We start from the raw sequence: 25,303 nt of genomic DNA, 5'->3' as shown, positions 1-25,303 counted from the left end.
GTCGCCTCTCCCGTGGCCGCACGGACCGCCGATGAGGGGCCCAAGCACCGGGCCTCACACCTCGCTCGTCGTTTCGACGAGGGTGAGCAGTGTGGTGAGGTGGGCCCGCTGGGATGTGTCGAGGGAGCCGAAGAGCTGCTGCAGTATCTGCCGGCCGGCCTGTTCCGCCGCTGACAGCGCGGTGTGTCCGGCGGCGGTCAGCGTAACGGTTTTACGGCGGCGGTCCCCGGTGTCGTTGACCCGGGTGACCAGGCCGGCCCGTTCAAGGGCTTCCACGGTCTGGGTGACGGAGCGCGGCGCCTGGCCGAGGCCCTCGGCGAGCTCGGCCTGATGCAGCGCGCCGCGCCGGGCGAGCAGTTGCAGGACCTTGGTGCGGGACAGCGAGAGACCCGCGGTGGACATGTGCCGGTCGACTTTCTCCCGCACCCGGTAGGCGACGGACAGGAAATGCAGTCCCACCTGCTCGGGATCGTCCGTGCCGGGCATCACTTCGCGCTCACTCATGGTGTCGGGTATCGTCCCACACAGAGATGATGAGGTACCTCATGAATGGAGTGGTGATGGACCGTCCCGTCGCCGTGATCACCGGCGCCACCTCCGGGCTGGGCCGGATCACCGCCCTGGAACTCGCACGCCGCGGCTACCGCGTCGGCGCGGTGGCACGCTCCCGGCCCAAGGCCGAGGCACTCCTCACCGAACTGCGGGCGGCCTCCCCCGACATGCAGGCCGACATCTTCTACGCGGACCTGGGACTCATCTCCCAGGCCCGCCGGGCGGGCGAGGAGATCGCCGCGCGATATCCCCGGCTGGACGTGCTGGTCAACAACGCGGGCCTGCACGCGTTCTCCCAGCGCACCACCGCCGAAGGCCTCGCGGAGATGACGGCGGTCAACTACCTCGGCCCGTTCACACTGACCGAAACGCTGACGAACACGCTCCTGGCATCCGGCCCGGCCCGCGTCGTCAACGTCGCCTCCCAGGCCGCCCAGCAGGCCAGGACCATCTCACCGGGCCCGGACCTGCGCCGTACCGACCCCTACACACGCCGCGAGTCGATGGCCCTCTACGGCCGGACGAAACTGATGACCGTCATGTGGACCCAGGAACTCGCCCGGCGCCTGGACGCCACGAAGGTGACGGTCAACTGCTGCGATCCCGGCTTCAACGCCACCGGTCTCGGGCGTGACCTGCCCGGGTCCGGACCACTGCTGCGCGTGCTGAACGCCCTGCGGATCGGCGACCCCCGTAAAGGCGCCGGAATCATCGTGCGCCTGGCGACCGATCCGGCCTTCGCGCACACCAGCGGAGGCTACTTCTCCGTACGCGACGCCACGCCGCTGCGGTGTCCCGGGCCCGGCCGCGACGAGGACGTCCAGCGGGAGTTGCGGGCGGAGACGCTGGCACTGCTCGCGAGCCTCGGCGCTCCGTAGACACATCCCGGATCCGGGCTCGTCAGCCCCTGGGACGAGGACCACCGGTACCGCCGTACCGATGGCCGGCGGCACCGCGGTACCGGTCCCGCGCCGAAGTGCGTCCCCCGGTAGCTCCCGACGGCCGCACCCGCTTTCTACGTTGGATCCCAGGGTCTCTTCCGACCCCGTATCGCAAGACATCGCAAGACCTTCTTCTCCTGGTGGGAGTACTTTTCGTGGCCACCTTTCTCTACCGGCTGGGCCGGCTCGCCTTCCGGCGGCGCCGTTTCGTGGTGCTGATATGGATCGCGCTGCTCGCGGCCGTCACCATGGGCGCGGGCAGCGTCTCCGGCACCACAACGGACAACTTCACCCTCCCCGGCACCCAGTCCCAGCAGGCCATCGACCTGCTGGAGAAGGAGTTCCCCCAGGCGTCCGCCTCCGGCGCCACCGCCCGCGTCGTCTTCGAGGCGCCCGACGGACAGAAGCTCACCTCCGCGGCCCTCAAGCCCGAGGTCGAGTCCCTGGTCGCCGGTCTGGAGAAGGCACCGCAGGTCGCGAGTGTCTCCGACCCCTTCACCAGCGGCCTGGTCAGCGCGTCGGGCACGGTCGCCTACGCCCAGGTCACCTACGGCGTACCGCAGGCGGACATCACCCCGGACGCGTCCGAAGCGCTGCGCGACATCGCGGAGCAGGGCAAGGAGGCCGGACTGGCGATCAGCCTGGGCGGCAACGCCGTACTCGACGAAGGAGGCAGCCGCGCGGCGGAGCTGATCGGCCTGCTCGTCGCCGCGTTCGCGCTGGTGATCACGTTCGGGTCGGTGGTCGCGGCGGGGCTGCCACTGCTGTCCGCGATCTTTGGCGTCGGAGCCGCTCTGGGCGCCATCACCATCGCGTCCTCGTTCGTCGACATGGCCTCCAACGCCCAGACCCTGGCGCTGATGCTGGGTCTGGCCGTGGCCATCGACTACGCCCTGTTCATCGTCTCCCGCTACCGCGGTGAACTGCGGGACGGACACGAGCCGGAGGAAGCCGCCGGGCGTGCCCTGGGGACCGCCGGCTCCGCGGTGGTCTTCGCCGGCCTCACGGTGATCATCGCGCTGGCGGGTCTGAGCGTCATCGGTATCCAGATGCTGACCACCATGGGCCTGGCCGCCGCCTTCGCCGTCACCGTCGCCGTCCTGGTCGCGCTGACCCTGCTGCCGGCCACGCTGGGTTTCGCCGGCACCCGCCTGGCGAGCGGCCGGTTCATCACCCGCCGGATGCGTGACGCGGAGCGCGGGCGGCGTACCACGACGGGTGTGCGCTGGGGCCGGTTCGTCACCCGCCACCCCTGGAAGACGCTCCTCGCCTCGGTGGTCGGCCTGGGCATCCTGTCGGTCCCCGCCCTGTCGCTGCGGCTGACGCTGCCCGACGACAGCATGGCTTCTCCCCACAGCACCCAGCGCGTGGCCTACGACACGCTCAGCAAGGGATTCGGACCGGGTTTCAGCGGTCCGCTGACGGTCGTCGTCGACGCGCGCACCAGCGAGGACCCCAAGAGGGCGGCCCAGGACACGGCCGGCCTGCTGGGCCGGCTCGACGATGTCGCCGCCGTCCGCCCTCCCGTCTTCAACCAGGCGGGTGACGTCGCGCTGATCACGGCGATACCGGGCAGTTCTCCCACCAGCCAGGCCACGGTCGACCTGGTCGCGGACATCCGCGAGCGCAGCGGCGCACTGGAGGAGGAGAGCGGGGCGCGGCTGATGGTGACCGGTACGACCGCCGTCAACATCGACGTGTCCGACAAGCTCGGCGACGCGATGGTGCCTTATCTGGGCATTGTCGTCGGTCTGGCCCTGGTTCTCCTGCTGCTGGTCTTCCGGTCGATCCTGGTTCCGCTCAAGGCCGCTCTCGGGTTCCTGCTCAGCGTGACCGCCACCCTGGGCGTCCTGGTCGCCGTCTTCCAGTGGGGCTGGCTGAAGGACCTCTTCGGCGTCGACGAGACGGCCCCCGTCGTCAGCCTCCTGCCGATCCTGCTGATCGGTGTCGTCTTCGGTCTCGCCATGGACTACGAGGTCTTCCTCGTCTCCCGGATGCGGGAGGAATACGTCCACGGCGCCACCCCCGACGAGGCGATCGTCAGCGGGTTCCGGCACGGCGCCCGTGTGGTCACCGCCGCCGCCGTCATCATGATCTCCGTCTTCGCCGGCTTCCTCCTCGACGATGTCGCCCTGGTCAAGTCGATCGGCATGGGTCTGGCTTCCGCTGTCCTCTTCGACGCCTTCGTGGTCCGTATGACCATCGTCCCCGCCGTGATGGCCCTGCTCGGCCACCGCGCCTGGGCACTGCCCGCCTGGCTCGACCGCGTCCTGCCCGACGTCGACGTCGAAGGGGAGAGACTGCGCCACGCCCTGGCGGCCCGCGGCGAGGCCGTACACCCCGCCGCCCTCGGCAGTCACAAGCCGACGGCATCCGCACCGGCCCGCTAGGCCCCGTCCGGTCGATCTTCGTGGGCTCGACCGGACAGGGCCCAGGACCTACGCCTGACATCGCCCGCGCCGTCCACGTACGGCCCACCACTCCGCCCGCCGGCCCGCCCCCGAGGCCGGCGGGCGGTCCCGCGGCCCGCACGTCGAAGGGCACCACGATGACCACACCGACCACACCGGGAACAGCCGCCTCACCGCGGAACGCCGCCCCTCGCGCCTCCCGGCTTCCGCAAGCCCTGACCAGCGATCCGGAGCAGCGGGTCACCGTCTCGATCATCAGCGGGCTGGCCTCCTGGCGGATGACAGACCAGGCTCATCCCCAGCTCCGCCGGTGGGCCGTACCGGCCTTCTGCGCCGCCCTCGGTCTGCCTTCCCTCCTGAACCCCGCCAACCGCGGCCACCTCCCGGCCGAGGTCGCGCTCATCCTCACGTTGGCGCTTCCACTGCTGTGGCGCGAACGCAGGCCCGGACTCGTGTTCGCCGTCACCACCGCCGCCTCGATAGCGGCACTGCCGCTGAGCATCCTCAGCGGTGCCGACGCCGCGAGGATCGTCGCGCTGTACAACGTCGGCCGCTACGGCACCCCCCGCCAACTGACCATCGCCTGCACGATCACCGCGGCCCAACTCATCGCCTGGGTCTCGGTCTTCTGGGGCAGCGGCCATCTCCAGCACGCCAAACGGCCGGAGATGGTGACCCTGCTGGCGATGCTGGCCGTCACCGCATGCGCCGGACTCGCCCTCACCGGCCGCCTGGCAAAGGCATACATCGTCGCTCTGGAAACCGAACGCGACCAGCAGACACGCCTGGCCGCCGCCCAGGAACGCGCCCGCGTCTCCCGCGAGATGCACGACATCCTCGGCCACACACTCGCCGTCATCGTCGGGCTCGCCGACGGCGCCGCCGCCCTGGCCAGGACCCAGCCCGAGCGGTCGGCCGGCACATTGAGCCTCATCGCCGACAGCGGTCGCGACGCGCTCGCCGAACTACGACGTCTGCTCACCGTCATGGACGACCAGCACACACCACAGGACGACGCCACCCCGCTCGCCCCGCAGCCGGGGCTCGCCGACCTCGACGGCCTGCTGGACCGCGTCAGGGCCGCGGGTCCCACCGCCACACTGCACACCGAGGGAAACCTGGCCGAGCTGACTCCAGGACTGCAGCTCACCGTCTACCGCATCGTCCAGGAAGCACTCACCAACACCCTCAAGCACGCCGCGCCGGACACCACGGTCACCATCAGTCTGGCCATCCGCGCCGACACCGTACGGGTCACCGTGGAGGACTCCGGCCCCGCACGCCCCTCACCCCCGCAACCCCAGGCCGGAGGCAGAGGACAGGGCCTGCTCGGGATGCGCGAACGCGCCGCCCTCTACCAGGGGCGCCTCACCGCGGGCCCCACCACGAGCGGCGGCTGGAGCGTCCACACCGTCCTCACCCCGTCCTGCGGCATCCCCGCCCCCGCCACGGAGAACCGTCCCGTATGACCACCGTCCTCATCGTCGACGACCAGACACTGCAACGCCTGGGCTTTCGCATGCTCCTCGAAGCGCAGCCGGACATGACCGTCGTCGGCGAAGCCGCCCAAGGCCACGACGCCGTGCGTATGACCGCCGAACTCCGCCCCGATGTCGTCCTCATGGACGTCCGTATGCCCGGTATGAACGGCATCGAGGCCACCCGCCATATCGCCGGCTCGGGAGGCCGCTCCCGCGTCCTGGTCCTGACCACCTTCGACCTCGACGAATACGCCTACGAAGCGCTGCGCGCCGGAGCGGCCGGCTTCTTCCTCAAGGACGCCCGCCCCGAAGAACTCGTCGTCGGCATCCGGGCGGTGGCCGCCGGGGACTCCATCATCTCCCCCGGCCTCACCCGCCGACTCATCGACGCGTTCACCGCACGCCACGCCGACCTGAACCCACCGCGGCACACCGATCGCCTCGGTCTCACGCGCGAACAGCGACGCCGACTCGCCGACCTCACCCACCGCGAACGCGAAGTCCTCTCCGCCGTCGCCGCGGGCAGGACCAACTCCGAGATCGCCGCACATCTCCAACTGGCCGAATCCACCGTCAAGTCCCACGTCAGCCGTGTCCTCGCGAAGATCGACGCCCGCGACCGCGTCCAGGCCGTCATCTTCGCCTACGACGTCGGTCTCGCTCACACCACCTGAGACCCGCTCACGGCACGGGCCCACCACTCCCCACCACAGGACACTCACCGAGAAGACATGAGCGACACATCCCAGCAAGCCGTCATCGCGGGAGCGAGCCTGCTCATCGCGGCTGCCGCCCACCGGTACCTGTACCTCCGGCTGGTCAGGGACATCACCGTCTCTCCCCGGCTGCGAAGAGCCGGGCGGGCGACGGCAGCGGCGCTCACCGTTCTGGTCCCGTCCGGCGTTCTGGCCGCCGAGTACGCCGATCCCACGAGGATCGGCTGGCTCGCCCGGCCCGTGTTCGCCTGGGTGGCCTGCGCCGCCTATCTCCTGATGGCCCTGGCCGTTCTGGAGATCCCGCGGCGCCTTGCCGTACGTTCCCTCACCCGGCGTGCGAAAGCCGGCTCAGGCACCTCCCCCGGCGTCGACCGGAGCAAGGCCACCGGCACCGACACCGACACAGGCCCCGACACAGGCCCCGGGACCGGGACCGGCCGGCCGACAGCGGAAACCCCGGGGCGGGACTCCGTGGCGGACGGACCGTGGGTGGTCGACCGACGCCTGGTGCTGGCCCGCTCGGTGGCCCTGCTCGCCACCACCACCGCCGTCGCCACCACCGGTTACGGTTTCCACCGCGGTCTGGGCCCACCCGACGTCAAGACCGTACGCATCGGACTGCGCCGCCTCCATCCCTCCCTCACCGGCATGCGCATCACCATGGCCTGCGACCTCCACCTCGGCCCTTTCTTCGGCCGCGGTCACACCTCGCGCATCGTCCGCATGATCAACGACACGTCGCCCGACCTGGTCGCGATCGTGGGGGACCTCTCCGACGGCGAAGCCGAGGATCTCGGCCCCCACGCGGAACCACTGGCGCGGCTGAGCTCCGCGCACGGCACCTACTTCGTCACAGGCAACCACGACTACCGCCATGACGCCGACGCCTGGATCGAGACACTCGCCGGTTTCCGGGTGACAACACTGCGCAACACACGAACGCTGATCAAACACCGCGGCGGGGCCATCGACCTCGCCGGTGTCACGGACGTAGAAGGCGAACGAGAGCACGACGGTCCCGACTACCACCGGGCCCTCGCAGACAGGGACCGCTCCCGTCCCGTTGTCCTTCTGGCCCACCAGCCCGTCCAGGTCCACCAGGCCGCCCGCCACGGAGTGGACCTCCAGCTGTCCGGCCACACCCACGGCGGCGGATTCTTCCCCGGGAACCTCCTGGTCCCGCTCTCCCAACCGGTGACAGCGGGACTGGCCACCATCGACGGAACCCAGCTGTACGTGTCCCGGGGAGCCGGAGCCTCCGTACCGCCCATCCGCGTAGGAGCACCGCCCGACATCACGGTGGTCGAACTTCACGCGCTGTGACGAACCTCCCCTTTGAAGGCGACGCGGCCAGGGCCCCGAGGGCGGGGCTCTACGCTGAGCGGATGAGCGGACCTTGGTCGGACGGACCCCGGACGGACGGCCCCCGGACGAGTACGACGCCAGAGGCCCGCACGGCGCGCGCGGCCCACGCAGGCCGCGCCGCCGACACGGCGCGCGCGGTCGGAGCGATCGTCGGTTCGGCCGTCGGCGACGCGCTGGGCGCGCCCTTCGAGTTCGGACCCGCGGGTGTCTTCACCACACGGTTCCCCGACGGGACGGGCGAGATGTGCGGAGGCGGCGGCTGGGATCCCGGCGAGGCGACCGACGACACCCAGATGGCGGTCCTCGTCGGTGAATCCCTGCTGGAGCGCGGGGGTCTCGATCTGCCGGACGTCTTCGAGCGGTTCCGCCGCTGGGCGGCCGCCGATCCCAAGGACATCGGGCTCCAGACCGAGGCCGTGCTGACGAGCGGTGACCCCTGGGATCTGGCGGCGCCGCTGCACTTCCAGCAGACCGGACGGGCGGCGGGCAACGGCTCGTTGATGCGCGCAGCGACGTCCGCCGTGTATTTCGCGCCGGCCGGGCGGCGGGCCACCATGGCCGCCGCCCGCCGGATCGCCGCGCTCACCCACGGCGACCGCGCCGCCTGGGAGGGCACGGCCGTCCTCCATGAGCTGGTACGGGTGGCCCTCGACGGCGGCGATCCGCTGACGGCCGTACCGGACGCCCTCGGCCAGGTCCACGAGGATCACCGCGCGCGCTGGGCCGCCGTACTCGCGCCCGACTGGCACCCGGATCTGGCCACGGAGTTCAACGGCGCGGTGTGGCCGTGTCTCGGCTCGGCGCTCTGGGCGCTGCGTACGACGGACTCGTACGAGGCGTCGATCGGCGCGGCGATCGACCTGGGCGGGGACACGGACACGGTGGCGGCCGTCACCGGCGCGCTCGCGGGCGCGGTGCATGGCATCACGGCGATCCCGGAACGGTGGACGGAGCCGCTGTGTGTACCGCTGCCGGGGTACGGCGGCCGGGTGCTGCGTACGGCCGAACTGACCGCGCTGGCGCGCTCCCTGGCCACCGCGGGCGCCGGTCCTGCCCCGTCCGGCGACTGATCGCCACACCCGGACCGCACCTGTACCGCGCCCGGCCCAGGCCGGAACGAGGCCGCGCCGAAGCCTGGCGGGACGACCTGGCCGGACGACCGGACAGGGCCGGATTGAGTCAGTCCCGTCCCGTGCCCGGCGTCCCCGCCATCCCCGGCGTCCCCGACGTCCCCGCTGTCCCCGTCGTGCCGGCCAACCCCGCTATCCGCAGCGCCGCGTCCGCCGTCGCCTCCGCGAACGCCGCCACCGGGCGCTCCGGATCCGACCGGTGGACCAGGATCACGCCCTCGATCAGCCCGAAGACCAGGTCCGTACGGAGGGCCAGTTCGGCCTTGTCCAGTTCGGCGCCCGGCCCGGTCTCGGCGAGCAGCCTCCCGTACGCGTCCTTCAGCTCCGCCCGTACATGGTGGAAGCCCGCGAAGCGCTCCGCCCTCACCTCGGGCAGCAGGTACAGCCCGCCCAGATTGTGCGGTCCCCCGCAGAGCAGCTCGACGTCCGAGCGGCACAGTTCCCACAGCCTGGTCCCGGCCGGCCGCTCCTCGTCGGCGAGCAGTTCCCGCGCCAGGATCAGCGACGGCGTCACGGTCGATTCGAGCAGTTCGGCGAGGAGATCCTCCTTGCCGCCGAAGTAGTGGTACATCGTGGCCTGGCGCATCCCCGCCCGCTCGGCGACGACCCGTGTGGTGGTGGCCGCGTATCCGAGCGTGGTGAACAACTCGGCCGCCGCCCGCAGCAGTTCGTCCCTCGCGGACAGCCCGCTGTCCGGCCGGCGCGCCGCGCGCGGCCGTCCCACCCGTCGTCCCGTCGTGGCCATGCGACCGATCGTCGCACACGCCCGGCCGCCCCGATCTTGCCGCAGGCGGAGTGAGTATCCGGTAACTCCCGTGCAATGGCCGGGCAATTGCACGGACTCGCCGCGCGCTTAATTTCTGTCGGTCGACAGAAACAACACGGGCGGCCGGCAGAGGCGGCACGGCGAAAGCCGCAGACAGTCGCAGACAGCCAAAGAAAGCCGCAGCGACCACAGCGACCGCACAGACCGCAGCAGAGGAGACGGAGGCCGAGCCATGGCGACAGCGACGACATACGGGGCCAGGGACCACGCCCGCGCGCAGGCGGGCGCCAAGGCCGAGACCATGCCCGTGGTGCCCGCCACCGACTGGCCCGATCCCCCGTGCCAGGCCGGGCATCTCGTCTGGGCGGAGACCGTGGCCGGCGGCGGCTACACCCACCGGGCCGTGGCCCGCGGCACCGAGATCCGGCTCACCGATCCACGCGGCGACGCCTGCGCCCATCTGCTGCTCCACGCGGACGGCCGCCCCTGGGAGCGGCTCAACACGGCCGACACGGTCAAGGTGCAGTGGAACGCCTACGCACGCGCGGGACAGCTTCTGCTCTCCGGCCAGGGGCGTGTCCTCGCCTCGCTCATCGAGGACACGGCCGACGGCCGGCACGACGCCCTGTGCGGCACCTCGACCCTCGCCAGGAACACCGCGCGCTATGGTGACGGCGCCCCGCACTCCGCCTCCCCCGCCGGCCGCGAACTGTTCAAGCTCGCCGCCCTCAAGAACGGTCTGGAGCCGCGCGATCTGCCGCCCTCCGTCTCGTTCTTCCAGGGCGTGACGGTACGGGAGGACGGCGCCCTGGATTTCACGGGCTCGGCGGGCCCCGGCGGCTCGGTGACCCTGCGCGCCGAGCAGGATCTGACCGTACTGATCGCGAATGTGCCGCATCCGCTCGATCCGCGCCCCGGCTATGTCTGCGCCCCGCTGGAGGTACTGGCCTGGATCGCCGCCCCGACGGGACCGGGTGATCCGCTCTGGGACGCCACTCCCGAGGGCCGCCGCGCCTTCCTCAACACCGCCGAGTACCTCGCCACGAGGGGGACCCGATGACCTCCGCCCCGGCGACCGTCCCGGCCGGCTCCGTCGTGATCCCCGCCCGCGCCCCCTGGTCGGCCGTCGTCCCCCGGGGCGCGTATCTCACGCTGACCGATCTGCACGGCAACCAGGCCGTGGACTTCCTGGTGTACGACGCCCATGACACCGCCGTCCGCTACAGCGCGCCCGACACGATCCACGCCCAGGGCGGTGTGTTCCTCACCACCGGCAGTGTGCTCCTGTCGAACGAGCACACCCCGCTGATGACCGTCACCGAGGACACCTGCGGCCGGCACGACACCCTGGGCGGCGCCTGCTCCAAGGAGTCCAACACCCTGCGCTACGGCCATCACACCTGGTCGCAGCACGCCTGTATGGACAACTTCCTGATCGAGGGGGCACGGTACGGCCTCGGTCCGCGCGATCTCGTGTCCAACATCAACTGGTACATGAACGTGCCGGTGGAGCGGGACGGCACGCTCGGCATCGTCGACGGTCTCTCGGCGCCCGGTCTGCGGGTCACGCTCCGCGCCGAGACGGATGTGCTGGTCCTGATCTCCAACTGCCCCCAGATCAACAACCCTTGCAACGGCTTCGCCCCCACCGCCGTGGAAGCGACGATCGCCGACGCTCCACCCCACACACCCGCCCCACCCGGCACCGACCCGGCACCCGGCGCCGACGGGAGCCGCGGATGACCTTCGACACCCTCCTCGTCGCCAACCGGGGCGAGATCGCCGTACGGATCATCCGTACCGCCCGCAGGCTCGGACTCCGTACGGTCGCGGTCTTCTCCGACCCCGACCGCCCGGCCCCCCATGTGCGCCTCGCCGACGAGGCCGTACGGCTCGGGCCCGCGCCCGCCAAGGAGTCGTATCTCGATCCCGGCCTGGTGCTCGCGGCGGCCGAGGACACCGGAGCGGGCGCCATCCACCCCGGTTACGGCTTTCTCTCCGAGGACGCCGGTTTCGCCCGGCGCTGTGAGGACGCGGGTATCGCCTTCGTCGGCCCGACCCCCGCGCAGCTCGCCCTCTTCGGCGCCAAGCACACCGCGCGCGCGGCGGCGGAGGCCGCGGGCGTCCCGCTCGCCCCCGGCTCCGGGCTGCTGCCCGATCTCGCCGCCGCGCTCGCCGCCGCGGACCGCGTCGGCTATCCCGTGATGCTCAAGGCGACCGGCGGCGGTGGCGGGATCGGTATGCGCGCGGTGTACGACGCCGCCGGGCTCATGGACGCCTGGGAAGGGGTTCGGCGCGTCTCCGAAGCCTCGTTCTCCTCCGCGGGAGTTTTTCTGGAACGCCTCGTGGAACACGCGCGCCATGTCGAGGTACAGGTCTTCGGCGACGGCCGGGGCAGGGTCGTCACCTTCGGCACCCGTGACTGCTCCCTCCAGCGCCGTCACCAGAAGGTGCTCGAAGAGGCGCCCGCGCCCGGCCTCCCCGACTCCGTACGACGGCGACTGACGGCTTCGGCGCTGGAGTTGTGCGCGTCGGTCGACTACCGCTCCGCGGGTACGGTCGAGTTCGTCTACGACCCCGTCCGCGAGGAGGCGTCCTTCCTGGAGGTCAACACCCGTCTCCAGGTGGAGCATCCGGTCACCGAGGCGGTCCATGGCGTCGATCTCGTGGAGTGGATGCTGCGGCTGGCCCAGGGCGAGACCGCCGTCGTACGGGAGCCGGACGCGCCGCGCGGTCACGCCGTCGAGGCGCGTCTGTACGCGGAGGACCCCGGCCGGGACCACCGCCCCGGCGCCGGGCTCCTCACCCGTGTCGCCTTTCCGCCGGAGCGGGACGGCGTACGCGTCGACTCCTGGGTCGAGACGGGGACGGAAGTGACCACCGCGTACGATCCGCTGCTGGCCAAGGTCGTCGCACACGGCGCCGACCGCGCGGCGGCGCTCGCCGCGCTGGACCGCGCTCTCGACTCCACCCGTATCGACGGTATCGAGACCAATCTCGGGCTGGTGCGCGCCGCTCTGCGCGATCCGGCCGTCGTCGCCGCCGCGCACTCCACGGCGACGCTCGCGACCGTCACCGATCCCACACCGCGTATCGAGGTGACCTCGGGCGGCACCCTGACCACCGTGCAGGACTGGCCGGGACGCACCGGCTACTGGCAGGTGGGTGTCCCGCCGTCGGGTCCGATGGACAGCCTCTCGTTCCGGCTGGGAAACCGCGCGCTCGGCAACGACCCCGGCGCACCCGGCCTGGAGTGCACACTTCAGGGCCCCACGCTCCGGTTCGGCTCCGCCGCCACGGTCTGTGTCACCGGGGCCCCCGCGCCGGTGACCGTGGACGGTACGCCGGTCCCCCAGTGGGAGCCCGTGACCGTCCCCGCCGGGGCGTCGCTCGCGATCGGTGCCCCCGCCGGACGGGGACTGCGGACCTATGTCCTGTTCGCGGGCGGCGGTCTGGACGTCCCGGACTTCCTGGGCAGCGCGGCCACCTTCACCCTGGGCCGCTTCGGCGGCCATGGCGGCCGGGCCCTGCGCACGGGCGATGTGCTGCACGGCGCGACGGCCTCCAGCGGCGGGCGCACCGGAACGGCCCCGAACAGCGAGCACACCGGAACGGCCCACACTGGAACGGCCTTCGGCACCGGAACGGCTTTCGGCACCGGAACGGCCGGCACCGGAACGGCCTTCGGTACCGGAGCGCCCGTCCCCCACGCCGAGCGGCCCGGCTTCCCCGGCCGATGGGAGATCGGTGTGGCCGAAGGGCCGCACGCGGCACCGGAGTTCTTCACCGAGGAGGACATCCGGGCGTTCTACGCCGCCGACTGGAAGGTGCACTTCAACTCGGCGCGCACGGGCGTACGGCTGATCGGTCCCAGACCGCGCTGGGCCCGTACGGACGGCGGCGAGGCGGGACTTCACCCCTCCAACATCCATGACACGCCGTACGCGGTCGGGGCCGTCGACTACACCGGGGACATGCCCGTACTGCTCGGCCCCGACGGCCCCTCGCTCGGCGGTTTCGTCTGCCCGGCGACCGTGGTCGTCGGCCAGCGCTGGAAACTCGGCCAGTTGCGCCCCGGCGACACGGTCCGTTTCGTCCCCGTCACGACCCGCGCCGCCGCCGGGCTGCGCCGCTCCCCCGCCGCCGCGCCCGCCCCGGACCGGCCGCTCGTCGGCGACGGCGGCATCCTCGGCCGCCGCCCCGGAGTCACCTACCGCAGAAGCGGGGACGACAACGTACTGGTCGAGTACGGCGAGATGCGGCTCGACCTGGCCCTGCGGATGCGGGTCCACGCGCTCGCGGGAGCGGTGACGGCCGAGGGTCTGCCCGGCGTCACCGATCTGACCCCGGGCATCCGCTCCCTCCAGATCCAGCTTGACCCGGACGCGCTCTCCCAGGAGGCGCTGCTGGCCGTACTGACCCGGATCGAGGACGAACTCCCGCCCACGGACGAGCTGGTGGTGCCGTCCCGTACCGTCCATCTGCCGCTGTCATGGGACGATCCGGCGACCCGCGAGGCCATCGCCCGCTATATGGCGGGGGTACGGGACGACGCGCCCTGGTGCCCGTGGAACATCGAGTTCATCCGCCGTATCAACGGCCTGGACTCGCCCGAGGACGTCTACCGCACGGTCTTCGGCGCCGAGTATCTCGTGCTGGGCCTGGGCGATGTGTATCTGGGGGCGCCGGTCGCCACCCCGCTCGACCCCCGGCACCGGCTCGTCACCACGAAGTACAACCCGGCCCGCACCTGGACCGCCGAGAACTCCGTCGGGATCGGCGGCGCGTATCTGTGCGTCTACGGCATGGAGGGGCCCGGCGGCTATCAGTTCGTGGGCCGTACCACCCAGGTGTGGTCGGGCTGGCAGCAGCGCGGGGCGTTCCGTCCCGGTGAGCCGTGGCTGCTGCGCTTCTTCGACCGGATCAAGTGGTATCCGGTCGGCGCGGACGAACTCCTCGCGCTACGGGCCGACATGGCGGCGGGCCGCTTCGTCCCGCGGATCGAGGAGGGGACCTTCTCGATCCGGGACCATGAACGGTTCCTGGCCGCGAACGCGGACTCGATCGAGGCCTTCCGGACCCGCCAGGCGGCGGCGTTCGCGGTGGAGCGGGCCGCGTGGGAGGCGTCGGGGGAGTTCGCCCGCGCGGAGGAGGTGACCGTCCCCGCGCCCCCGCGCACCGGGATCACCGTGCCGGCGGGCGCCCGGCTGCTGGAGGCCGAGTTCGCCGCCTCGGTGTGGCGGATCGATGTCGCCCCGGGTGAGACCGTGCGCGCGGGGCAGCCGCTGCTCGCGCTGGAGGCGATGAAGATGGAGTCCCGGGTCCAGGCACCGGCGGACGGGGTGGTGACGGAGATTCTGACCTCCCCCGGCGCACAGGTGGAGGCGGGCACCCCGCTGCTGATCCTGTCCCCAGCGTCGTCACCCGTGCCACCGCCCGCACCGTCTCCCGCGCCGCCGCCCATGTCCTCTCCCGTGTCCTCCTCTGCTTCCCCGTCCGTGTCCCCGGCGTAAGGAGCCCTCACCGCCATGCCCGCCTCGTCCAGCGCGCCCTTCTCGTCCGCCGTGTCCCGCCCCCCGTTCTCCGCGCTCGCCCGGGTCCGCGCCGCCTATGAACGGATCGCACGCGTCGACCGCCCCGAGATCTGGATCACTCTGCGGCCCCAGGCCGAGGTGGAGGCCGAGGCCCGCGCGCTCGACGCCCGCGCCGACGCCGACGCCCGCGCCGCCGGCATGTCCGGCGACCCGCTTCCCCTCGCCGGCCGGCTCCTGGCCGTCAAGGGCAATATCGATGTGGCCGGGCTCCCCACCACCGCCGGGTGTCCTTCGTACGCGTATCTCCCCGAGCGTGACGCCCCGGCCGTGGCACGACTCAGGGAGGCGGGCGCGCTGGTCCTCGGCACCACCAACATGGACCAGTTCGCCACCGGTCTGGTCGGTACCCGCTCGCCCTACGGCGCCGTTCGCGCCGCCCATGCCCCGGAGCGCGTCTCCGGCGGATCCAGCTCGGGATCCGCCGTCGCCGTGGCCCTCGGCATCGTGGATCTCGCCCTGGGGACCGACACCGCGGGCTCCGGCCGGGTACCCGCCGCCTTCAACGGCATCGTCGGACTGAAGCCGTCCCGCGGTCTGGTGCCCACCGAGGGGGTGGTCCCGGCGTGCGCGAGCCTGGACTGTGTCACCGTCTTCGCCCGCACGCTCCCCGAGGCCCGGTCGGCGCTCGCGCTGATGTCCGTACCGCCGGGCCGCGAGGCCCCGCACCGTACGCCGGGACCATGGCGGGTCGCGGTGCCGCCGCCCGACTCGCTCGGTCCGCTGGACGACGGCTGGGCGGAGGCGTACGAAGCCGCCGCGGCCCGGCTCGCGGCGGCGGGGGCCCGGCTGGTGCCCCTCGACCCGGCGCCGTTCACCGAGGCGGGGGCGCTCCTGTACGAGGGGGCCTTCGTCGCCGAGCGCTATACCGCCGTGGGCGCCTTCATAGACGCGCACACCGGCGACGCGCATACCGGCGACGCGCACACCGGCGCGGCCGGTCTCGACCCGACCGTCGCCGGGATCATCCGCCGGGCCCGTGACATCCCCGCGCACCGGCTCTACGCCGATCAGGCGCGGCTCGACTCGCTGCGTACGGCGGCGCTGGGCGCCCTGGGGGACGCCGATGCGCTGCTGCTGCCGACCGCTCCCGGCCATCCCACGCTCGCGGAGGTGGCCGCCGATCCGCTGGGCGCCAACGCCCGGCTGGGCCGGTTCACCAACTCCACCAATCTCTTCGATCTGGCCGCGGTCGCCGTCCCCGGCGGCGAGGTGCGCGGCCATCCCTTCGGCGTCATGCTCATCGGCGCGGCGGGTACGGACGAGCGTCTGGCCGGCCTGGCCGCGCTGCTCACCCCGCCCGTCAGGCTCGCGGTGGTGGGGGCGCATCTGACGGGTCAGCCGCTCAATCCACAGCTTCTGGCCCTGGGTGCCCGGCTGGTCCGTACGACGACCACCGCACCGGTCTACCGGCTGTACGCCCTGCCCACCGAGCCGCCGAAGCCCGGACTCGTGCACAAGGGCCCGGCGGGAGCCGCGATCGAGGCCGAGATCTGGGAACTGTCCGCCGAGGCACTCGGCTCGCTCACCGCCGCGCTTCCCCGTCCCATGACACTGGGCCGGGTGGAACTGGCCGACGCGACGACCGTCCCGGGCTTCCTCTGCGAACCCGCCGCGCTCACCGGTGCCCAGGACATCACCGAGTACGGCGGCTGGCGGCCGTACGCCGACGCACACCACTGACCGGCGGGGCGGCCGGAAGACCGACCGGCCGGGCCGCCCCGACAGGGCAGCCGGCCGGTCACCGGCATACGGCCCGGCCGGCGGTGTACGGAGCCGACCGCCGGGCACACCTCCTCGGCCGCCTCAGCCGACCGAGCTGTACGCCACCACTCCGCGCAGCACCGCGTCGACCGCCTTGCGCGCGTTCTTCGCGACCGTGCTGTTCTCACGCGGCGCCGCCGCCGCGATCTGGCCGAGCACATCGATGACCTGCTTGCACCAGCGGACGAAGTCACCGGCCGGCATCTCCGCCTCGCGCAGCACCTCGTCGAGCCCCTTGCCCGAGGCCCACATATAGACCGCCCAGGCGAACCCGAGGTCGGGCTCGCGCTGGCCGACGCCCTCCGCCTGGTTGATCTTCAGATCCTCCTCCAGGGCGTCGAGCCTGCCCCAGATATGGATCATCTCGCCGAGCGCGGCCTTCGCCTTGCCCGACGGCAGCTTCGGTGCCACCGCGTCGTCGGACTGCCGGGCCTCGTACACCAGCGCGGAGACACAGGCGGCCAGCTCGGCGGGGGTGAGCCCTTCCCAGACGCGGTCACGAAGACACTCGCTGGCGAGAAGGTCCAGCTCGCCGTAGAGCCGGGCCAGCCGCTGGCCGTGCTCGGTGACCTCGTCGCCCCGGAGATAGTCCAGCTCGGTGAGGAGCGCGACAATCCGGTCGAACGTACGGGCGATGGTGTTCGTCCGCCCCTCGATCCGGCGCTCCAACTGGCGGGTGTCCCGCTGGAGCCGGTGATAGCGCTCGGCCCAGCGCGCGTGGTCCTCGCGCTCGTCACAGCCGTGACAGGGGTGGGCGCGCAGCTCCGTGCGCAGCCGGGCGATCTCCCGGTCGTCGGCCGCCGCCGCACGCTGCTTGCGGTGCCGCTCGGGCACGATATGGCCGGCCTTCGAACGCAGCGCGGACGCCAGATCGCGGCGCGACTGGGGCGAGCGCGCGTTGAACGACTTGGGGATCCGCATCCGCTCCAGCGGCTCCACCGGAACCGGGAAGTCCATCGAGGCCAGCCGTTTGACCTGCCGCTCGACGGTCAGCACCAGCGGCCGTGGCCCGTCCTGGTGCTCGAAGCCGCGGTGACCGTTGGCGCGTCCGGCCGGCAGCCCGGGGTCGAGCACCAGGGCGAGACCGGCGAACTTCCCCGTCGGCACATGGATGACATCGCCGGCCTTGAGCTTCTCCAGCGACGAGGCCGCGGCGGCCCTGCGCTGCGCCGCGCCCTGCTTGGCCAGATCGGTCTCACGGTCCTTGAGATCGCGGCGCAGCCGCGCGTACTCCTCGAAGTCCCCGAGATGGCAGGTCATCCCCGCGCGGTAGCCGTCGAGCCCCTCCTCGTTCTTCCGCACCTGGCGGGAGATCCCGACGACCGACTTGTCGGCCTGGAACTGGGCGAAGGAGGTCTCCAGCAGTTCGCGCGAGCGGTGCCGGCCGAACTGGTGCACGAGGTTGACGGCCATGTTGTACGAGGGCCGGAAGCTGGAGCGCAGGGGATATGTCCGGGTCCCGGCCAGCCCGGCGAGCGCGCCCGGGTCCATACCGCGCTGCCAGAGCACCACGGCGTGGCCCTCGATATCGATGCCCCGGCGCCCCGCCCGCCCGGTGAGCTGGGTGTACTCGCCGGGGGTGATGTCGGCGTGCTGCTCGCCGTTCCACTTGACGAGCTTCTCCAGCACCACGGACCTGGCGGGCATGTTGATGCCGAGCGCCAGTGTCTCGGTGGCGAAGACCGCTTTGACCAGACCGCGGACGAACAGCTCCTCGACGACCTCCTTGAAGGTCGGCAGCATCCCCGCGTGGTGCGCGGCGATACCCCGCTCCAGGCCCTCCAGCCATTCGTAGTACCCGAGGACATGGAGATCCTCGCCCGGGATGGAGGCGGTGCGCTCCTCGACGATCTCGCGGACCCGGCGCCGCGCCTCGTCGTTGTTGAGCCGCAGGCCCGCGTACATGCACTGCTGCACGGCGGCCTCGCAGCCGGCCCGGCTGAAGATGAAGGTGATCGCGGGCAGCAGACCCTCGGCGTCGAGGCGCTCGATGACCTCGGGCCTGGCCGGTGTCCAGATCCGGCCGCGCTGTCTGCGCTCGCGCTCCCGGTCGGCCTCGCGGATCATCTTCCCGCGTCTGCGCTCGCGCGGGTTGTACGTGCGCTGGTTCTCCATCCGGGCCAGCCGGACGAGATCGGGGTTGACCTCCCGCTTGGCCACACCACGGCCGCCGTGGTCGGACTCCTCCTCGAAGAGGTCGTACATCCGGCGGCCGGCCAGCACATGCTGCCAGAGCGGCACGGGCCGGTGCTCCGAGACGATCACCTCGGTGTCACCACGGACGGTGTCCAGCCAGTCACCGAACTCCTCGGCGTTGGAGACCGTCGCCGAGAGCGAGACAAGTGTGACCGACTCGGGCAGATGGATGATCACCTCTTCCCAGACGGCGCCCCTGAACCGGTCGGAGAGGTAGTGGACCTCGTCCATCACCACATAGCCGAGGCCGAGGAGCGACTGGGAGCCCGCGTAGAGCATGTTGCGCAGCACCTCGGTGGTCATGATGACCACCGGAGCCTCGGGATTGACGCTGTTGTCCCCGGTCAGCAGGCCGACCTTGTCCGCGCCGTAGCGCTTGGCCAGATCGGCGTACTTCTGGTTGGAGAGCGCCTTGATGGGCGTGGTGTAGAAGCACTTGCGGCCCTCGGCCAGGGCCAGGTGCACGGCGAACTCACCGACGATCGTCTTGCCCGAGCCGGTGGGCGCGGCGACCAGTACGCCCTTTCCGCCCTCCAGGGCCCGGCAGGCCTCGATCTGGAAGGGGTCGAGCGCGAAGTCGTACATCTCGCGGAAGGGTGCGAGCGCCGTGGCCTGCTCGGCGGCGCGAGTCCGCGCGGCGGCGTACCGCTCGGCTGGGGAGAGGTCCTCTGTCATCTTGCTGTCGAGCCTACCCGCCGCCTCGGACAGTCAGCCGATCTTTAATCGTCCTTGGAAAGCACCGTGCGGCGGCCGGTGGGGCCGCCGCACGGGGGACGTCAGGTGATGTCGTCGTAACCGTTCAGCCGGTTCGTACGGCCGGTGCCGTCGGACCGGTCGGGCGGGGAGACGGGTTCGATCGCCCCGACGGACTCGGGGGTCAGATCGAGATCGGAGGCCTCGTCGTCGTCGAGATCCGCGTCCGGGTTGTTGCGCCTGCGACGGCGGTCGTTGAGGAAGCAGACACCCAGTGCCAGGAAGTAGAGCACCACGATGGGGAGGGCCAGCGACAGCATGGTGAGCGGGTCACCGGTCGGTGTCGCGAACGCGGCGAAGAGCGTGATGCCCATCACCATCAGACGCCACCAGGAGGCGAGCCGCTTCGCCGTGAGCACTCCGGTGAAGTTCAGCAGGACGAGCAGCAGTGGCAGTTCGAAGGCCAGACCGAAGACGATCACCATACGGACCACGAGATCGAGATACTCGTCGAGCGGCAGCAGGTTGCGCGCGTTGTCCGGGGTGAAGTCGAGCAGGATCGTGGCGGTCTGGGGAAGGATCTTGTACGCGAGGACGGCGCCGCTCAGGAAGAGCGGGACGCCGATCCCCACGAACGACAGCGCGTACCTCTTCTCGTGGCTGTGCAGACCGGGCGCCAGGAAGCCCCAGAGCTGGTACAGCCAGACCGGCGTGGACAGCACCACGCCGGACACGAGGGAGACCTTCAGCGCGATGGAGAAGGGCGAGATCAGACCGTTGACGGTCATGTCCGCGCAGGCCTGACCGTTCTTCTGCTTCAAGGCACCGTCGACGCAGCCCACCGAGTCGAGGATCGGCTTCATCATGAACTCGATGAGGTCCTTGTAGTAGAACGCGGCGACGACTGTGATGACCAGGATCGCCAGGACCGACTTGAGCAGGCGGTTTCGCAGTTCACGCAGGTGCTCGGCGAGGGGCATGCGCCCCTCGACGTCTTTCTCCTGCTTCCGGGCAGACTTGAGCAACCCGCGTCCCTCGTCTCGTAGCGGCAGCCGTCAGTGGGATGCGTGTCAGCTCTGGGCGGTGCGGTTCGGCTCGGTGACCGGACGGGAGCTGGTGACGTCCCCGGGCGAAGCCTGGATCGTCCTCGGAGCGGCCTGCTGCTGGGCCGTGGCGTCGGCGGCCTGCTCGGCCGCGGGAGCCGCGCTCTCGTCGTCCTTCTTCATGGCCTTGGCCTCGCTCTTGAGGATGCGGGCCGACTTGCCGAGCGAACGGGCCATGTCGGGAAGCTTCTTGGCACCGAACAGCAACAGGATGACAACGATGATCAGAACGATCTCGAGGGGCTTCAGATTGCCGATCATGTACGACTTCCTTCTCGCTGAGGCGGCTGGGCGGGGGCTGCCCGTACAACCGAACCGGTGTCCGGCCTTAGTACTCGCTGCGATCGTAACCCGCAGGGGTAAACGCGGGGCAATGCCTGTGCATACTCCCGAATGCTCCGCTTACCCCTGATCGCGACCCGCGCCGGACCGTCCGGCATCGTCCCGGTCCTGTCGGAGGGGTCGCGATCGCCAGCGTACCGTCCGCGCCCATGGCGACGGAGGGCGGTGGCATCACTACCGCAGTGTCTCTCCCGTCGAGGCCAGCCGGGTCGCGGCGCGTTCCAGATCCTCCGCGGCCCGGTTGATCCGCTCGGTGGTCGCGGCGACCTGCCGGCCGAGCCGCCGGGCCTCGGCGAAGACCCGGACCGCCAGGACACCGAGCACGGCGATCCCGCAGAACCCCAGGGCGATGGCGAGCATGGGCCAGAACATGAGCGGAGCCTAGACCGTTCTTGAAGGGTGAGACGACTCTTGAAGGGGGGTGGCGAGGTCTACGAGGTGGCGTGCAGACGCAGCGTCCGCACCCCGCCGCCGGTGAGGAGTTCGACGATGCGTTCCCCGGCGGGCTTGCGCACCGGGCTCTCGCACTCGGGACAGGTGAAGGAGTAGAAGGTGGTCTTCCTGGTGGCCCCGATCGCCAGCCGCAGCGCGCCGGCCGAAAGCTCGAAACGGGCGCGGCACTCCGGACAGGCCGCCTTGAAGAGAACGGGGAGCACCGTCGAGATTTCCGACACTTCAGACATTGCCGACATATTCCTCGGATCTCCTTCTTTCCGCCCGTTTCCCGTTCACTCGCGGCCGTCGTAGGCCGCGAGCGCCTCGCCCGCCGCCAGCCGCGCGCTCTCCGCGAGGTCCCGCGGCGAGACGATCCGTCCGTCACCGCCGAGCCGCAGCGCGAGCCGTCTCAGCGAGGCGGGCGCCGGGGTCCGCAGTGTGATACGCAGGCCGCCGTCGGGAAGTTCGACCGCGCTGTCGTGCGGGTAGTACTCCGCGACCCACCGGCCGCCGGGCCCGACCTCGACCACCACCTCGGGATCCTCCGCGGACGGCTGCACCAGCCCCTCGGACAGATCCCTCAGCTCCAGTTCGGGAGGGGCGGCGGGGGCGTCCAGCAGCCTGATCTCGGCGACCCGGTCGAGCCGGAACGTACGCCGCGCCTCGGAGAGCCGGCACCAGGCCTCCATATAGGTGTGGCCCACGGCGAACAGCCGGATCGGGTCGACCTCGCGCTCCGTCAGCTCGTCACGCGCCGGGGAGTAGTAACGCAGCCAGAGCCTGCGGCGCTCGGAGATGGCCCGGTCGACCTCGGCGAACACCCCGCCCTCGGACTCGAAGGTCACCGAGAGCCGGGAGCTGGCTCCCGCGGCCTCCCCGGCCGCGGCCTCCAGCTTGGCGGTGGCGCGCAGCAGCGCCTGCCGGTCGCCCTCCCTCAGCCCCGGCAGGGTGGTGACGGCGCGGGCCGCGACGAGCAGCGCCGTGGCCTCGTCGGCGGCGAGCCGCAGCGGCTCGGCGACATCGTCCGGGTTGTGCCACCAGATCCGGTCGCCGTCGGTGTCGATGTCGAGCAGATCGCCGCCGCGGAAGCTGGTCCCGCACATCGGAAGGACATCGAGGTCGGAGATCAGCTCGTCCTCGGTGATCCCGAACGCGCGGGCCACATCGCTGACATGGGCACCGGGGCGCTCCCGCAGATAGGTCACCAGCGAGAGCATCCGCCGGGTCTGGTCGATGGCGTTGGCTGCCATGGTTGTCCGAGTCCCCCTCAGCCCTTGGCCACGGCGCGCAGCCGCTCCACCACATCGGCCCGCAGATCGGCGGGTTCCAGTACGACCACGTCCGGGCCGAACTCCACCAGCCAGGCGTCCAGGCCGTGCCCGTACGGGATCTCCAGCTCGTCCCAGCCGTCCCCCAGCTCCCTGGACGAGACCGCCCGGGAGCGCAGCGGATAGCCGCAGCCGGAACGGAGCTTGATCAGCGCGGAGCGGGTCGCGGTCTCCCCCGCCCAGCTCTCCACGGTCTCCCGTACGGTCACCACATCGGGCACGGGCGCGGTGAACGCCCCGCTGCGGGAGCGGACCCTGCCGGTGATCCGGGAGAGCCGGAAGACACGCTCGGCGCCGCGGTCGCGGTCCCAGCCGGCCAGATACCAGTGCCCACGCCAGCACTCCAGTGTCCAGGGCTCGACCTGACGCTGTTCGGGGCGGGCCGCGTTGGCCTTGCGGTAGTCGAAGATGACGGGCCGCCGGTCACGGCAGGCGAGCATCAGCGGTTCGAAGGCGGCCTCATGGACCGGGATCCGTGGTTCGAGCGCGCTGTGGTGCGCCTCGTACGCGTCCTCCGCCTCCGGCATCCCGGCGGCGCGCAGCTTCTGGAGGGCGCCGCTCGCCGCGCCCGCGAGCCGGGCCTGCTGCCAGACCTTGGCCGCCAGTCCGAGGGCCGCGGCCTCCTCGGCGTCGAGGGTGATCGCGGGCAGCCGGTTGCTGTCGCGCCGGGCGAGATAGCCGGTCTCACCGTCGAGGTTCTCCACCGTCTCGATGACCAGGCCGAGTTCGCGCAGATCTTCCTTGTCCCGTTCGAACATCCGGTTGAAGGAATCGTCGGTGCCCGCCTCCAGATAGGCCTCGATGGAGCCCCGCAGCTCGCGCTTGCTGAGCGGACGCCGGGTCCCGAGCAGACACAGCGCCAGATTCATCAGTCGCTCGGCCTTGGCAATGGCCATCGACGCCTTGCACCCCTTTTGATCGTTGCGGCCTCCGCTCGTTGACCGTACCGCCCCGGGGTGTCGGGACAAAAGCCGAGGGCCCATGCGGTCGGCACGGGCCCTCGGGTCTTCGTCCTGACGGGATCAGACGGAGACCAGATCGCAGACGAAGATCAGCGTCTCGCCCGGGGCGATACGGCCACCACCGGCGCCACGCTCACCGTAGGCGAGGTGCGCGGGGATGGTGAGCTGCCGCCGGCCGCCGACCTTCATGCCCTGGACGCCCTGGTCCCAGCCGGCGATGACCTGGCCGGCGCCGAGCTGGAACTGGAGCGGCGTGCCGCGGTTCCAGGACGCGTCGAACTCCTCGCCGGTGGAGAAGGCCACACCCACGTAGTGGACGGAGACGGTGTCGCCCGCCTTGGCCACCGGGCCGTCGCCCTCCGTGATGTCCTTGATCTCCAGATCGGCCGGCGGCTCGCCACCCGGGAAGTCGATCTCGGGCTTCTCGATGCTCACTGAACTGCTCCTCTAAATGATGAACGGGGCAACCGGGACAGTCTTACACCTTCGCCAGGATGTCCACCGCGAACACCAGCGTGGAGTTCTTCGGGATGCCCTGCTGCTCCTGGTCACCGAAGGCCTGGTCCGGCGGGATCACGATCAGGATCCTGCTGCCCACCTTCTTGCCGACGATCCCCGACTTGAGCCCCTTCAGGGTCAGTTGGGGCAGCGGGAAGGTCGTGGTGCGGCCCGTCTTGTAGGTGCTGTCGAACTGCTTGCGGTCCTTCCAGAGGTACGCCGCGTAGTTCAGCACGACCGTGTCCGAGTCCTTGACTACCGGGCCGTCGCTCTCCAGCACATAGGAGGAGACCAGTTCCTTCGGCGGGTCGCCCTTCGGGATCGTGACCGTCGGCTCCTTGCCGTCGTCGTTCGTCCCGACCTTCGGCAGATCGATGTTGTCCTGTGCCACCGCGGTGCCCTTGGCGGAGACCGGGACCTGGGTCGCCTTCAGAATGTCGACGACGAAGACCAGTGTGGCGTTGGGCTTGATGTCGCCCTGGCCCTGCGCTCCGTATCCGAGCTCCGGCGGAATGCCCAGCTCGACGCGGCTGCCGACCTTCTGGCCCTCCAGGCCCTGGTCCCAGCCCTTGATGACCATGCCGGCGCCCAGCGTCAGATCGAAGGGCTGCTTGCGGTCGAAGCTGTTGTCGAACGGCTTGTCGGAGTCCCAGCTCTGGCCCAGGTAGTTGACCTGGATCGCGTCACCCTTTTTGACCGTGGCACCGTCACCCTGGCTGATGACGTCGACCTTGAGCTCCTTGGGCGGAGTACCCTCCCCCTTGGCGAGGGTCGGCTTCTGGCCGAACTTGGTGCCCGCGGTGATCGCGGGAAGTCCGTTCTTGGACGGGGCGGAGTCGGAGCCTCCGTCATCGCCGCACGCCGCTGTCGACAGCAGCAGCAAGGGGATAACGATCAGGCCGGCTAGTCGGCGCACGTATTCCTCAGATCTCAGACGGCACAGTAGTTGCCCGACACTCTAGGGCGTGGCACGGGCCCTGTACGTGTACGTACAGGGCCCGGACCGCATTGCGGCGATGTGTCGCGCAC

Annotated in this window: 21 protein-coding genes; 10 read left to right on the top strand and 11 right to left on the bottom strand. The window is 71.1% G+C overall.

The genetic code is table 11. The features are described 5' to 3' along the window. Positions 1 to 54: 54 nt before the first annotated feature. Positions 55 to 504, bottom strand: coding sequence for a MarR family transcriptional regulator (locus tag OG214_RS31085; protein WP_363082658.1), 450 nt, complete (start codon positions 502 to 504; stop codon positions 55 to 57). A 41-nt stretch (positions 505 to 545) separates the two neighbouring features. Here OG214_RS31085 and OG214_RS31080 point away from each other — a divergent pair, with 41 nt between their 5' ends. The 6 genes from OG214_RS31080 (at position 546) to OG214_RS31055 (ending at position 8,536) form a co-directional block, all read left to right on the top strand. Beyond that, positions 546 to 1,430 (top strand): SDR family NAD(P)-dependent oxidoreductase, encoded by an 885-nt coding sequence (locus OG214_RS31080; RefSeq protein ID WP_405986589.1) that lies wholly within the window; start codon positions 546 to 548, stop codon positions 1,428 to 1,430. 218 nt (positions 1,431 to 1,648) lie between these two features. Beyond that, entirely contained in the window at positions 1,649 to 3,883 is a 2,235-nt protein-coding gene (locus tag OG214_RS31075) for an MMPL family transporter (RefSeq protein WP_405986588.1), read from the top strand. 158 nt (positions 3,884 to 4,041) lie between these two features. Next, on the top strand, positions 4,042 to 5,373 hold the full coding sequence (locus OG214_RS31070) for a sensor histidine kinase (RefSeq protein WP_405986587.1): 1,332 nt from the start codon (positions 4,042 to 4,044) through the stop codon (positions 5,371 to 5,373). Next, a complete protein-coding gene (locus OG214_RS31065; protein WP_405986586.1) occupies positions 5,370 to 6,059 on the top strand; it encodes a response regulator in 690 nt (229 codons plus the stop codon). The genes OG214_RS31070 and OG214_RS31065 overlap by 4 nt, the downstream gene beginning before the upstream one ends. 57 nt (positions 6,060 to 6,116) lie before the next feature. Then, positions 6,117 to 7,424 carry a metallophosphoesterase gene (locus OG214_RS31060; RefSeq protein ID WP_405986585.1) on the top strand — a complete coding sequence of 436 codons (1,308 nt, stop codon included), beginning with the start codon at positions 6,117 to 6,119 and terminating at the stop codon, positions 7,422 to 7,424. 62 nt (positions 7,425 to 7,486) lie between these two features. Beyond that, positions 7,487 to 8,536: an ADP-ribosylglycohydrolase family protein gene (locus tag OG214_RS31055; protein WP_405986584.1), complete on the top strand. Its 1,050-nt coding sequence runs from the start codon at positions 7,487 to 7,489 to the stop codon at positions 8,534 to 8,536. A gap of 109 nt (positions 8,537 to 8,645) precedes the next feature. On the opposite strand, the gene OG214_RS31050 is transcribed toward OG214_RS31055, so the two are convergent. After that, positions 8,646 to 9,341, bottom strand: coding sequence for a TetR/AcrR family transcriptional regulator (locus OG214_RS31050; RefSeq protein ID WP_405986583.1), 696 nt, complete (start codon positions 9,339 to 9,341; stop codon positions 8,646 to 8,648). A gap of 253 nt (positions 9,342 to 9,594) precedes the next feature. Between OG214_RS31050 and OG214_RS31045 the strand changes: the two genes are divergently transcribed. Genes OG214_RS31045 through OG214_RS31030 form a run of 4 tightly spaced genes read left to right on the top strand, consistent with a single transcriptional unit; the run spans position 9,595 to position 16,636 of the window. Then, on the top strand, positions 9,595 to 10,422 hold the full coding sequence (locus OG214_RS31045) for an urea amidolyase associated protein UAAP1 (protein ID WP_363082667.1): 828 nt from the start codon (positions 9,595 to 9,597) through the stop codon (positions 10,420 to 10,422). Next, positions 10,419 to 11,105 carry an urea amidolyase associated protein UAAP2 gene (locus tag OG214_RS31040; protein ID WP_405986582.1) on the top strand — a complete coding sequence of 229 codons (687 nt, stop codon included), beginning with the start codon at positions 10,419 to 10,421 and terminating at the stop codon, positions 11,103 to 11,105. The genes OG214_RS31045 and OG214_RS31040 overlap by 4 nt, the downstream gene beginning before the upstream one ends. After that, entirely contained in the window at positions 11,102 to 14,875 is a 3,774-nt protein-coding gene (gene uca / locus OG214_RS31035) for an urea carboxylase (protein ID WP_405986581.1), read from the top strand. Before OG214_RS31040 ends, uca begins: the two co-directional genes overlap by 4 nt. Before the next feature lie 15 nt (positions 14,876 to 14,890). Beyond that, positions 14,891 to 16,636: an allophanate hydrolase gene (locus OG214_RS31030; protein WP_405986580.1), complete on the top strand. Its 1,746-nt coding sequence runs from the start codon at positions 14,891 to 14,893 to the stop codon at positions 16,634 to 16,636. A 123-nt stretch (positions 16,637 to 16,759) separates the two neighbouring features. Here OG214_RS31030 and OG214_RS31025 read toward each other — a convergent pair whose 3' ends face one another. The 9 genes from OG214_RS31025 to OG214_RS30985 form a co-directional block, all read right to left on the bottom strand. After that, positions 16,760 to 19,588 (bottom strand): DEAD/DEAH box helicase, encoded by a 2,829-nt coding sequence (locus OG214_RS31025; RefSeq protein WP_363082238.1) that lies wholly within the window; start codon positions 19,586 to 19,588, stop codon positions 16,760 to 16,762. Between the two features lie 101 nt (positions 19,589 to 19,689). Next, entirely contained in the window at positions 19,690 to 20,631 is a 942-nt protein-coding gene (gene tatC / locus OG214_RS31020; RefSeq protein ID WP_363086193.1) for a twin-arginine translocase subunit TatC, read from the bottom strand. 45 nt (positions 20,632 to 20,676) lie between these two features. Continuing rightward, positions 20,677 to 20,970, bottom strand: coding sequence for a Sec-independent protein translocase subunit TatA (gene tatA / locus OG214_RS31015; protein ID WP_363086194.1), 294 nt, complete (start codon positions 20,968 to 20,970; stop codon positions 20,677 to 20,679). Between the two features lie 255 nt (positions 20,971 to 21,225). Further along, positions 21,226 to 21,423, bottom strand: coding sequence for a hypothetical protein (locus tag OG214_RS31010; protein WP_363086195.1), 198 nt, complete (start codon positions 21,421 to 21,423; stop codon positions 21,226 to 21,228). Positions 21,424 to 21,482: 59 nt separating this feature from the next. Beyond that, entirely contained in the window at positions 21,483 to 21,734 is a 252-nt protein-coding gene (locus OG214_RS31005; protein WP_363086196.1) for a hypothetical protein, read from the bottom strand. Between the two features lie 45 nt (positions 21,735 to 21,779). Next, positions 21,780 to 22,736, bottom strand: a complete 957-nt coding sequence (locus tag OG214_RS31000) for a WYL domain-containing protein (protein WP_365900458.1) — start codon at positions 22,734 to 22,736, stop codon at positions 21,780 to 21,782. 17 nt (positions 22,737 to 22,753) lie between these two features. Next, entirely contained in the window at positions 22,754 to 23,710 is a 957-nt protein-coding gene (locus OG214_RS30995; protein ID WP_363084305.1) for a WYL domain-containing protein, read from the bottom strand. A gap of 126 nt (positions 23,711 to 23,836) precedes the next feature. Continuing rightward, complete coding sequence (locus OG214_RS30990) at positions 23,837 to 24,211, bottom strand: FKBP-type peptidyl-prolyl cis-trans isomerase (RefSeq protein WP_046498814.1); 375 nt, start codon at positions 24,209 to 24,211, stop codon at positions 23,837 to 23,839. A gap of 43 nt (positions 24,212 to 24,254) precedes the next feature. Further along, positions 24,255 to 25,190, bottom strand: coding sequence for an FKBP-type peptidyl-prolyl cis-trans isomerase (locus OG214_RS30985; protein WP_363084304.1), 936 nt, complete (start codon positions 25,188 to 25,190; stop codon positions 24,255 to 24,257). Between the last annotated feature and the right edge of the window lie 113 nt (positions 25,191 to 25,303).

It is taken from the genome of Streptomyces sp. NBC_00872 (assembly GCF_045161915.1).
Lineage (GTDB): Bacteria > Actinomycetota > Actinomycetes > Streptomycetales > Streptomycetaceae > Streptomyces.
The sequence above is the reverse complement of the archived record's forward strand: the minus strand, read 5'-3'. Positions and strand labels throughout refer to the sequence as shown.

Coding starts and splice junctions, on each gene's coding strand:
- OG214_RS31070 (WP_405986587.1), top strand. CDS start 4,042: ATGACCACACCGACCACACCGGGAACAGCCGCCTCACCGCGGAACGCC.
- OG214_RS31065 (WP_405986586.1), top strand. CDS start 5,370: ATGACCACCGTCCTCATCGTCGACGACCAGACACTGCAACGCCTGGGC.
- OG214_RS31040 (WP_405986582.1), top strand. CDS start 10,419: ATGACCTCCGCCCCGGCGACCGTCCCGGCCGGCTCCGTCGTGATCCCC.
- OG214_RS31005 (WP_363086196.1), bottom strand. CDS start 21,734: ATGTCTGAAGTGTCGGAAATCTCGACGGTGCTCCCCGTTCTCTTCAAG.
- OG214_RS31050 (WP_405986583.1), bottom strand. CDS start 9,341: ATGGCCACGACGGGACGACGGGTGGGACGGCCGCGCGCGGCGCGCCGG.
- OG214_RS31060 (WP_405986585.1), top strand. CDS start 6,117: ATGAGCGACACATCCCAGCAAGCCGTCATCGCGGGAGCGAGCCTGCTC.
- OG214_RS31080 (WP_405986589.1), top strand. CDS start 546: ATGAATGGAGTGGTGATGGACCGTCCCGTCGCCGTGATCACCGGCGCC.
- OG214_RS31025 (WP_363082238.1), bottom strand. CDS start 19,588: ATGACAGAGGACCTCTCCCCAGCCGAGCGGTACGCCGCCGCGCGGACT.
- OG214_RS31000 (WP_365900458.1), bottom strand. CDS start 22,736: ATGGCAGCCAACGCCATCGACCAGACCCGGCGGATGCTCTCGCTGGTG.
- OG214_RS31045 (WP_363082667.1), top strand. CDS start 9,595: ATGGCGACAGCGACGACATACGGGGCCAGGGACCACGCCCGCGCGCAG.
- OG214_RS31055 (WP_405986584.1), top strand. CDS start 7,487: ATGAGCGGACCTTGGTCGGACGGACCCCGGACGGACGGCCCCCGGACG.
- OG214_RS31030 (WP_405986580.1), top strand. CDS start 14,891: ATGCCCGCCTCGTCCAGCGCGCCCTTCTCGTCCGCCGTGTCCCGCCCC.
- uca (WP_405986581.1), top strand. CDS start 11,102: ATGACCTTCGACACCCTCCTCGTCGCCAACCGGGGCGAGATCGCCGTA.
- OG214_RS30995 (WP_363084305.1), bottom strand. CDS start 23,710: ATGGCCATTGCCAAGGCCGAGCGACTGATGAATCTGGCGCTGTGTCTG.
- tatA (WP_363086194.1), bottom strand. CDS start 20,970: ATGATCGGCAATCTGAAGCCCCTCGAGATCGTTCTGATCATCGTTGTC.
- OG214_RS31010 (WP_363086195.1), bottom strand. CDS start 21,423: ATGTTCTGGCCCATGCTCGCCATCGCCCTGGGGTTCTGCGGGATCGCC.
- OG214_RS31085 (WP_363082658.1), bottom strand. CDS start 504: ATGAGTGAGCGCGAAGTGATGCCCGGCACGGACGATCCCGAGCAGGTG.